The sequence below is a fragment of the Stenotrophomonas sp. GL_111 genome, assembly GCF_057835245.1.
In genome coordinates, this window is sequence record NZ_CM174421.1 from 4,261,985 (window position 1) to 4,271,215 (window position 9,231).

Sequence of the window (9,231 nt, forward strand, 5' to 3'; positions counted from 1 at the left end):
AGTACCGCCATGAACGAATTCGAGCGCGTACGCAGCTACCTGACCGACCTGCAGAACCGCATCTGTGCGGCCATCGAGGGCGCCGATGGCCAGGCCCGGTTTGCCGAAGATGTCTGGCAGCGGGCCGAAGGCGGCGGCGGCCGTACCCGCATCCTGCGCGATGGCGCGGTGTTCGAGCAGGCCGGTATCGGCTTCTCCGACGTGGCCGGCACGCGCCTGCCGCCATCGGCTTCGGCCAACCGGCCCGAACTGGCCGGTGCCTCGTGGCGGGCCACCGGGGTATCGCTGGTGTTCCACCCGGCCAACCCGTACCTGCCCACCACGCATGCCAACGTGCGCTATTTCCGCGCCGAGCGCGATGGCGTGGAAGTGGCCTCATGGTTCGGCGGCGGCTTCGATCTCACCCCGTTCTATCCGTTCGATGAAGACGTGCAGCACTGGCATGGGGTGGCACGCGATCTGTGTGCACCGTTCGGCGAAGAACGCTACGCCGCGCACAAGCGCTGGTGCGATGAGTATTTCTTCCTGCGCCACCGCAATGAAACGCGCGGCGTGGGCGGGCTGTTCTTCGACGATCTGCATGGCGATTTCGAGCGTGATTTCGCCTACCTGCTTGCGGTCGGCGATGGCTTCCTGGACGCCTACCTGCCGCTCGTCGAGCGCCGCAAGGACACCGCCTACGGCGAGCGCGAACGCGAGTTCCAGCTGTACCGGCGTGGCCGCTACGTCGAGTTCAACCTGGTCTACGACCGCGGCACCCTGTTCGGGTTGCAGAGCGGCGGGCGCAGCGAGAGCATCCTGATGAGCCTGCCGCCGCGGGTACGCTGGGAATATGGTTTCCAGCCCGAATCGGGCAGCGATGAAGCGCGCCTGGCCGATTATCTGGTGCCGCGCGATTGGGTGTGAGGCGTTACCGCTTGGGCACGATGGTGATGTGGCCGTTGATCTCCAGCAGCGCCATTTCCACTTCGCTGATGTCCAGACAGCCCTGCTGACGCAGCGCGGCGTCGAAGTCGGTGGGCGTGACCAGTTCGCGCTTCAGCACCGAGGCCAGCAGCTTGCCATCGCGGGCGATCAGCACCGGCTCGCCTTCCACCAGCCGTTCAATGCGGCGGCTGCGCGTGCTCAGCCAGCCCACCGCGTAGTTGATGGTGATCAGGGTGGCGGCCAGCAGCAGCCCGCCCGCCAGTGAGGTGTCCTGGCCGAGCAGGGCGTTCTGTACCGCGTTGCCGAGCAGCACGATCAACAGCACATCGAACGGGGTGATCTGGCCCAGCGCGCGCTTGCCTGACAGGCGCACCATGCCCAGCACCACCACGTACACCACCACCGCGCGCAGCATGAATTCCCACCACGGCATGGCCATCGTAAACAGATCGCTCATTGCAGCCTCCCCGGTACCTGCAGCCAGCATGGGCCGGGGCGGGGTCTGGAGGCAATGGGTGCGGTTTGGGATGCCCAAAATAAAAAGCCCCGCCGACCAGGGGGAGGTCAGCGGGGCCGGGGAACGGGCGCTTGGGGAGTAGCCCCCGTTCCGAGATCTGCTCCAGGGGATGGGAGAGATCCACAACAGGCGTTGCGCCTGTCGAGGTCTATAAAAGCACCCCGAACATTGATAGTTCGTGAAGGGGCCCAATTAATCCAAGCACCATCAGGGAAACATTCATCCACGAGTCAGTTAATGGGATGTAGTCCGTCCAATTCAGCTTTTCCGCTGTGATTCCCGTCTCAGTGTGCCTCGTCCCAGTTATCACCAACCCCGGCATCGACCACCAACGGCACGCGCAGTTGGGCCGATGACGACATCAATTCAATCACCTGGGAACGCAAGGTTTCCAGGAAATCACTTTCGGTTTCGAACACCAGTTCATCGTGCACCTGCAGGATCATCCGGGCCTGGTCGCCCTGCCCCTGCAGCCAGTCGTCCACCCGCACCATGGCGCGCTTGATGATGTCCGCCGCCGTCCCCTGCATCGGCGCATTGATCGCCGCGCGTTCAGCCCCGGCGCGCAGGCCCTGGTTACGTGCATGAATATCGTTCAGGTACAGCCGGCGGCCCTCCAGGGTTTCCACATAGCCCTGGTCACGGGCCTGCTGGCGCATGCGTTCCATGAAATCGCGCACGCCCGGATAGCGGCTGAAGTACAGCGCCACATAATCCTGGGCCTGGCCGCGGTCGATGCCCAGGTTGCGGGCCAGCCCGAACGCGCTCATGCCGTACATCAGGCCGAAGTTGATCGCCTTGGCGGCGCGGCGCTCGTTGGGGGTGACCTCGTCCAGCGCGCGCCCGAACACTTCGGCCGCGGTGGCACGGTGCACGTCCACGCCCTGCTCGAAGGCACGCACCAGTCCCGGATCTTCGGACAGGTGGGCCATGATCCGCAGTTCGATCTGGGAATAGTCGCAGGCCAGGATCTTGCGCCCGGCCGGGGCCACGAAGGCGCGGCGGATGCGGCGGCCGTCCTCGGTGCGGATCGGGATGTTCTGCAGGTTCGGGTCCGAGGACGACAACCGGCCGGTGGCGGCGCCGGACTGGTGGTAGCTGGTGTGGACCCGGCCGGTATCCGGGTTGACCATCTCCGGCAGCTTGTCGGTGTAGGTGCTGCGCAGCTTGGCCAGCCCGCGGTACTCCAGGATGACCCGCGGCAGCTCGTGCTGCTCGGCGATCGCCTCCAGCGCCTCTTCGTTGGTGCTGGGCTGGCCCTTGGGGGTCTTCACCAGCGCGGGCAGCTTGAGCTCGTCGAACAGCACGGCCTGCAGCTGCTTGGGCGAATCCAGGTTGAAGGTGTGCCCGGCCAGTTCGGTGGCCTTCTGCTGGGCGGCCAGCATCCGCACGCTCAGGTCCTGGCTCTGCCGGCGCAGTTCGGTCATGTCGATGTGCACGCCGTTGGCTTCGATCCGGGCCAGCACCGGCACCAGCGGCATTTCGATATCGCGGTACACCCGCTCCAGCGACGGTACCGCCTGCAGCTGCGGTTGCAGCACGTGGTGCAGGCGCAGGGTGATGTCGGCGTCCTCGGCCGCGTAGCGTGCCGCCTCGTCCAGGCCCACCTGCGAGAACGGGATCTGCTTGGCGCCCTTGCCGGCCACGTCCTCGAACTTGATGGTGTTGTAGCCCAGATAGCGCATCGCCAACGAATCCATGTCGTGACGGGTGGCGGTGGAGTTGAGCACGAAGCTCTCCAGCATGGTGTCGTCGTGGTAACCGCGCACGTCGATGCCATGGCGGCGCAGCACGTGCATGTCGTACTTGCCGTGCTGGCCGAGCTTCTTCTTGTCCGGGCTTTCCAGCAGCGGGCGCAGCGCGTCGAGCACCTGCGCCAGCGGCAGCTGCGCCGGGGCCCCGGGGTAGTTGTGGCCGACCGGAATATAGGCGGCGCGGCCGGGTTCCACCGCCAGGCTGATGCCAACCAGGTTGGCGCGCATCGCGTCCAGCGCATCGGTCTCGGTGTCGAAGGCGATCAGCCCGGCGGCCTGTGCCTGCTGCACCCAGTCTTCAAGCTGTGCGGTGGTCAGCACCGTCTCGTATTCACCCGGCGCGGACAGCGCCGCATCCAGCGGCGCGGCCGCCTCGTCCGGCGTGCCGCGTGCGTAGCCGGCGGCGGTGCCGCGCAGGCTGACCGGGGCATCGCTGGCGGCGGCCGGCGCGGCCACCGGCCCACCCAGTTCCTTCAATGCCTGGGTGAAGCCGTAGCGCAGGTACAGCTCGCTCAGCGTGGGCACGTCCGGGTCGCGCATCGCCAGGGTCTGCGGGCTGGCGTCCAGTGGCACGTCGGTGCGGATGGTGACCAGCTCGCGGTTGAGCGGCAGCCGTTCCAGCGCGGCGCGCAGGTTCTCGCCGATTTTGCCCTTCATGGTCGGCGCGGCCGCCATCACGCCATCCAGCGTCTGGTATTCGGCCAGCCACTTGGCGGCGGTCTTGGGCCCGCACTTCTCCACACCGGGCACGTTGTCCACGGTGTCGCCCATCAGCGCCAGCAGGTCGACGATCTGGTCGGCGCGCACGCCGAACTTTTCCATCACCGCCGCGTCCGAATCCATGCGGCTGCCGGTCATGGTGTTGACCAGTTCGATGCCCGGGCGCACCAGCTGGGCGAAGTCCTTGTCGCCGGTGGAGATGGTGACGTGCAGGCCGTCGCGGTGACCCTGCAGCGCCAGCGTACCGATCACATCATCGGCTTCCACGCCAGGTACGCGCAGGATGCTCAGGCCCAGCGCCTCGACGATGCGGCACATCGGCTCCACCTGCGGGCGCAGATCGTCGGGCATCGGCGGGCGGTTGGCCTTGTAGTCGGCGTAGAGGTCGTCGCGGAAGGTCTTGCCGGGCGCATCCACCACGAACGCGACGAAGGCCGGGCGCTCCTTCAGCGTGGCCCGCAGCATGTTGACCACGCCGAACAGCGCGCCGGTGGGTTCCCCCTGGGCGTTGCTCAGCGGCGGAAGCGCGTGGAACGCGCGGTACAGGTAACTGGACCCGTCAATCAGGACTAATCGGCTCATGCGACGATTCTACGCGCCCTGCCGAGCCCGCCAAAGGCACGCCGCTCACGGTGCGTGGGGCATAATCAAGGCTCCCCCGTCCAAGGACCCTCGGCCCATGAAGACCCTGTTGCTGGTTGGCCTGCTCGCACTGGCCGGTTGCGCCACCACCGGTGGTGGCGGCACGCCCCCGGTCGACGTCAACGGCGCCGATGTCACCCGCAAGACCCTGGACAATGGCGATGCCATCGAGGAGTACCGGGTTGGCGGCCAGCTGCGCATGGTCAAGGTGACCCCGTCGCGCGGTGCGCCGTATTACATGTACGACCGCAACGGCGATGGCCGCATGGACAATGACAAGGACGGCGTCTCGCCGGTCTATTGGAAGCTGTACAGCTGGTGATCCCGGCGGTGCTGTCCGCCCTGCCCGCAGGCCGCGCTGGAACGCGGCTTGCAGGCACAGGCTACCTGCCCGAGCTGTTGCCGTAACGCATGACCACCCCCGAACGCCGCCAGCTTCCCGATTCCAGCACGCTGCGCGCCGGGCTCAGTGCCGAACAGCGGCAGGCGCTGGAAACCCTGGAGCATTTCGGTTGGCAGTTGCGCTTCGTGCGCCGCCCGCTGTTCCGCGACCCGATCCCGGTGCTGTTCGACCGTACCGGCCAGCGCTACGTGGTATTGCAGCCGGACGGCAGCCTGGACGAATCACAGACCCTCAAGCTGCGCGATTGATCCGCGGTAGTGCCGGCCGCTGGCCGGCTCGCCGGAAAAGTACGCATCGCATGGAGCCGGCCAGCGGCCGGCACTACCCGGTGTGGGATTGCAGCGCGCGGCTCAGCGGATCACCAGCACCGGTACCGTGCTGCGTGCCAGCACTTCCGCCGTCTGGCTGCCCAGCAGCACGCGGGTGACGCCACGACGGCCATGCGAGGTCATCACGATCAGGTCGCTGCCACGCTCGGTGGCGGTATCGATGATGCCGTCGGCCGCGTAGCGGTCCAGCACATGCACCACGTTGGCGCGCAGGCCCTGGGCCTCGGCCGCGGCCTTGGCCGGCGCCAGCACCTGCTGTGCGGTCTCTTCGCGGTCGGACTTGTACTCGGGGCTGTTCATATAGCCCACGCTCCAGCCCATCGCGTCGTACATGCCCACCGCCCACGGCTCGGACACGGTCACGATATCCACTTCGGCATCAAGGTCCTTGGCCAGCTCCAGGCCTTTGAGCAGGCCCTTTGCGGCCAGTTCGGAACCATCGGTGGCAATCAGGATGCGCTTGTACATGGCAGGGCTCCAGGGAGCGGGCAAGGGGGACACCACCATTGCATACCGGCTGTGGAGACCGCGCCTTGAGCCAGATCAAAAACGCGCGTCGCGCCGCCAACGGCTGGCCGCCAGCACCGGCAGCAGGCCGATCGCCACCACCGTGGACCAGAACGGCCACGAAGCCAGCACCGCGCACAGGCCGCTGGGCCGGGGCTCGCAGCGCAGCCGCACCAGGTCCAGCCCGCCGCCGCCTTCCAGGCAGGCGTAGGCATGCTGGATCAGGGCCAGCACCGGGGCCGCCCACTCGGCCGATACCGCCAGCGCGAACAGGACAGCCAACAGGTACGGAATTCCCTTGTTCATATGCGCGCTCCGAGCGGACAGCGCCAGACTCTGGGCGCCGCCGCCGGTGCCCACAAGCGCCTGCCGACGAAGCGGCGAATGCGGCGATGAGTCGGGGTCGCGGCGGGATGAACCGTGCCATCTGTCCGTGGCGATGCCAGAATGCGCGCATGCGCCTGCTGCACTTCCTGCCGATCCTGCTGGCCCTGTCCTGGGCCAGCCTTGCCGCCGCTGCCGCGCCCGACCGCGTGCTGGTCTTCAGCCACACCGCCGGTTTCCGCCATGACGCCATCCCGGTGGCGGTGACCACCCTGCGCGCACTGGCCGACAGCGCCGGGCTGGCGGTGGACCACAGTGAAGACCCGCATGATTTCAATGCGCGCACGCTGGCCCGCTACCGCGCGGTGGTGTTTGCCAGTACCACCGGTGACATCCTCGATGCCGGGCAGCAGACCGCCCTGCAGGATTTCATCCGCGCCGGTGGCGGCTTCATGGGCGTGCACGCCGCCGCCGATACCGAGTACGACTGGCCCTGGTACGGCGCACTGGTCGGGGCCTGGTTCGACAACCATCCGCCGGGCCTGCAGGACACCCTGGTGCAGCCCGAGCACGACGGCCAGCGCCACGGCGCACCCTGGCCAGTGCGCGACGAGCTGTACAACTACCGGCGCAATCCGCGGGGACAGGTACAGGTGATCGCCACGGTGGACGAATCCCGCTACGCCGGCGGCCGCATGGGCAGCGACCACCCGATCGCCTGGTGCCACCGCTTCGACGGGGGCCGCAGCTGGTACACCGGGCTCGGCCATGACGCGGCGGTGTACGCCGACCCGAACCTGCGTGCGCAGCTGCACCAGGGCCTGCTGTATGTCAGCGGTCGTTCGCCGGACTGCTGAGCGGCTACCGTCCGTCGGCGCGTGACTTCCGGCAGTCCCGCCCACCGCCAAGGCGCTCTACGTTGGCGGCGACCGGGCAACCCGCACCGGCACCGGGAGCGGCGCGATGGCAACGCAACAACGAACCGGCCGGCTGGCGGGTGGGATGTACCTGGCGGTGATCGCCACCGGTATCTTCAGCCTGGCCTACGTGCCCTCGAAGATCAGCATCGGCGGCGACCCGGCCGCCACCGTGGCCAACATCGCCGCGCAGGCAGGATTGTTCCGCGCCGGCATCGCCGCGTTTGCGTTGGAACAGATCGCCTTCCTGCTGCTGCCATTGCTGCTGTTCCGCCTGTTCGCACCTACCCATCGCCAGGCTGCGGTGGCGATGGTGGCGCTGGCCGTTACCGCGGTACCGATCGCCTTGGTTGCCTTGGCGCACCGCCTGGATGCGGTGAACCTGCTCACCGACCCGGCATTGGCCCGGGCGATCTCACCGGAGCATCTGCAGGCGCTGTCGATGGCCGCGCTGAAAAGCTGGAGCAGCCACATCTTCCTGGCCAGCCTGTTCTGGGGCCTGTGGCTGCTGCCGTTTGGCTGGCTGGTCTGGCGCACACGCGCCATTCCACGCGTGCTGGGCGCATTACTGATGCTGGGCGGGCTGGGCTATGTGCTCAATGTGTTCGGCGAACTGCTGATCCCCGGCTACGCCAGCACGGCGCTGTCGGACTACGCCACCCTGCCCGCTTCGCTCGGCGAGATCGGCAGCGGGCTGTGGCTGGCGCTGGTCGGCGCAAGGCGCACGCCATGAACCGCCCCGGCCTGCACGACATCCCCATCCACGTCCGCTTCAAGCTGTCGGCGCTGTGGACGGCACTGATGTTCTGCTACATCTACGGCGACTACTTCGGCCTGTACGTGCCCGGCAAGCTGCAGGGCATGCTCGATGGCAAAGGGCCGGTCGGGCCGGTCAGCGAAGGCACGCTGGTGGGCACCGCGCTGATGCTGGCGATTCCCGCGCTGATGGTGCTGCTGTCGCTGGTGGCACCGGCCGCGCTGGCGCGCTGGCTGAACATCGGTTTCGGGCTGGTCTACACCGCGATCATGCTGCTGACGATGCCTGGCGCGTGGTGGTTCTATCTCACCCTGGGCGTGATCGAAATCGCGCTGTCGTTGGCCACCGTGGTGGTGGCGTGGCGCTGGCCGCGCGGCTAGGCACCACGTGACGGTCAGGTGCTGACCGTCACCCGCCACGCACCGGCGTGCGGCTGCCAGTCGAATTCGACCGGCAGGAATTTCTCGATCAGGCGCGCGTTGCTGGCCAGATGCTCGCTGATGACGCCGGTGGTGAAGGTACCGGCACCGGCCAGCGCCATCGGCAGCAGCAACTGATCGGACAGGTGCTCACCCACGCAGCCCGTGCCGTCCAGGTACTGACGGACCTGCCCGGCCAGGCGCGCGCCCACCTGCTCGGCCGAGAGGCCGCGCTCGCCATGCCCACTGAATACTTCCACGTGCGCGGCATGGTGCACGTGCACCAATGCCACGTTGCCCGGGCCCAGCGCCGGGCGTACCGACTGCACGTGGCGCGGGTGCGCATCCACGCCCAGTTGCTCGGCCAGCACCTGCAGCTCGCGCAGGCCGATGCCGCTGGACAAGCCGGACATCAGCACGCGTGCCTGCACCGACGCCAGTTCTCCGCGTGCGTCCAACTGCACCGGCTGCAAGGTCGCGCACGGTGCAACCTCGACCTGCAGCACGCCGCCGCCGGCCGGATGGAAGCCATGCTGCTCCAGCGACAGCGTCGCCTGCACACCCATCCTGGCCAGCGCCGGCAGGTAGGCATCGGCGATGAAATCCGCGCTGGGTGCCAGCGGATTGTGAGTGCCACCTTCCAGCCGCACCCGCGAGGATGCGTTCGCCCGCCACAAGGCCGGCAGCACGGTCTGCAGCACCAGCGTCGCCGACCCGGCGCTGCCGGTGGCGAAGTGATAGTCGCCCGCGCTGACGACACCCGGCTCGAAACGCAGCGCCGTGGCGCCCAGCGCGGCACCGTGCGTGCGCGCGTTGCCCACCCGGGCTGCGGCGTTCACCGCGGTCAGGTGCTGGCGCATCAGGCCCGGCTTGCGCCGGATCGCGCGGATGTTGTTCAAGGTGAAGCCGATGCCGGTGCACAGGCTCAAGGTCAGCGCCGAGCGCAGCAGCTGCCCGCCGCCGTGCCCGCCATCCAGTTCGATCATGTCCATGTGTCTTTCCTCCGTGCCCGCTG

11 protein-coding genes are annotated in these 9,231 nt (G+C 67.9%); 6 read left to right on the top strand and 5 right to left on the bottom strand.

Annotated elements, in window-relative coordinates:
- The first annotated feature begins 9 nt into the window (after nucleotides 1-9).
- Nucleotides 10-906 carry an oxygen-dependent coproporphyrinogen oxidase gene (hemF, locus tag AC3IPM_RS18940; RefSeq protein WP_489301780.1) on the top strand — a complete coding sequence of 299 codons (897 nt, stop codon included), beginning with the start codon at nucleotides 10-12 and terminating at the stop codon, nucleotides 904-906.
- Between the two features lie 4 nt (nucleotides 907-910).
- Here the strand turns inward: hemF and AC3IPM_RS18945 are convergent, their stop codons facing one another.
- On the bottom strand, nucleotides 911-1,384 hold the full coding sequence (locus tag AC3IPM_RS18945) for a DUF421 domain-containing protein (protein WP_489301781.1): 474 nt from the start codon (nucleotides 1,382-1,384) through the stop codon (nucleotides 911-913).
- A 344-nt stretch (nucleotides 1,385-1,728) separates the two neighbouring features.
- On the bottom strand, nucleotides 1,729-4,500 hold the full coding sequence (gene polA, locus AC3IPM_RS18950) for a DNA polymerase I (RefSeq protein ID WP_489301782.1): 2,772 nt from the start codon (nucleotides 4,498-4,500) through the stop codon (nucleotides 1,729-1,731).
- Nucleotides 4,501-4,597: 97 nt separating this feature from the next.
- On the opposite strand from polA, the gene AC3IPM_RS18955 reads away from it, so the two are divergent.
- Nucleotides 4,598-4,882, top strand: a complete 285-nt coding sequence (locus AC3IPM_RS18955; protein WP_489301783.1) for a DUF2782 domain-containing protein — start codon at nucleotides 4,598-4,600, stop codon at nucleotides 4,880-4,882.
- Nucleotides 4,883-4,971: 89 nt separating this feature from the next.
- Nucleotides 4,972-5,211 (top strand): hypothetical protein, encoded by a 240-nt coding sequence (locus tag AC3IPM_RS18960; protein ID WP_489301784.1) that lies wholly within the window; start codon nucleotides 4,972-4,974, stop codon nucleotides 5,209-5,211.
- Nucleotides 5,212-5,313: 102 nt separating this feature from the next.
- Here AC3IPM_RS18960 and AC3IPM_RS18965 read toward each other — a convergent pair whose 3' ends face one another.
- Nucleotides 5,314-5,760, bottom strand: coding sequence for a universal stress protein (locus AC3IPM_RS18965; RefSeq protein WP_489301785.1), 447 nt, complete (start codon nucleotides 5,758-5,760; stop codon nucleotides 5,314-5,316).
- 75 nt (nucleotides 5,761-5,835) lie between these two features.
- Nucleotides 5,836-6,105 (bottom strand): hypothetical protein, encoded by a 270-nt coding sequence (locus AC3IPM_RS18970; RefSeq protein WP_489301786.1) that lies wholly within the window; start codon nucleotides 6,103-6,105, stop codon nucleotides 5,836-5,838.
- 149 nt (nucleotides 6,106-6,254) lie between these two features.
- Here AC3IPM_RS18970 and AC3IPM_RS18975 point away from each other — a divergent pair, with 149 nt between their 5' ends.
- The 3 genes from AC3IPM_RS18975 to AC3IPM_RS18985 all read left to right on the top strand — a co-directional run bounded on the left by AC3IPM_RS18975 (nucleotide 6,255) and on the right by AC3IPM_RS18985 (nucleotide 8,177).
- Nucleotides 6,255-6,980, top strand: a complete 726-nt coding sequence (locus tag AC3IPM_RS18975; protein ID WP_489301787.1) for a ThuA domain-containing protein — start codon at nucleotides 6,255-6,257, stop codon at nucleotides 6,978-6,980.
- A 106-nt stretch (nucleotides 6,981-7,086) separates the two neighbouring features.
- Nucleotides 7,087-7,773, top strand: coding sequence for a DUF4386 domain-containing protein (locus AC3IPM_RS18980; protein WP_489301788.1), 687 nt, complete (start codon nucleotides 7,087-7,089; stop codon nucleotides 7,771-7,773).
- Complete coding sequence (locus tag AC3IPM_RS18985) at nucleotides 7,770-8,177, top strand: DUF6326 family protein (protein ID WP_489301789.1); 408 nt, start codon at nucleotides 7,770-7,772, stop codon at nucleotides 8,175-8,177. Before AC3IPM_RS18980 ends, AC3IPM_RS18985 begins: the two co-directional genes overlap by 4 nt.
- Before the next feature lie 14 nt (nucleotides 8,178-8,191).
- Here AC3IPM_RS18985 and rtcA read toward each other — a convergent pair whose 3' ends face one another.
- Nucleotides 8,192-9,208, bottom strand: coding sequence for an RNA 3'-terminal phosphate cyclase (gene rtcA / locus AC3IPM_RS18990; RefSeq protein ID WP_489301790.1), 1,017 nt, complete (start codon nucleotides 9,206-9,208; stop codon nucleotides 8,192-8,194).
- Nucleotides 9,209-9,231 lie beyond the last annotated feature (23 nt).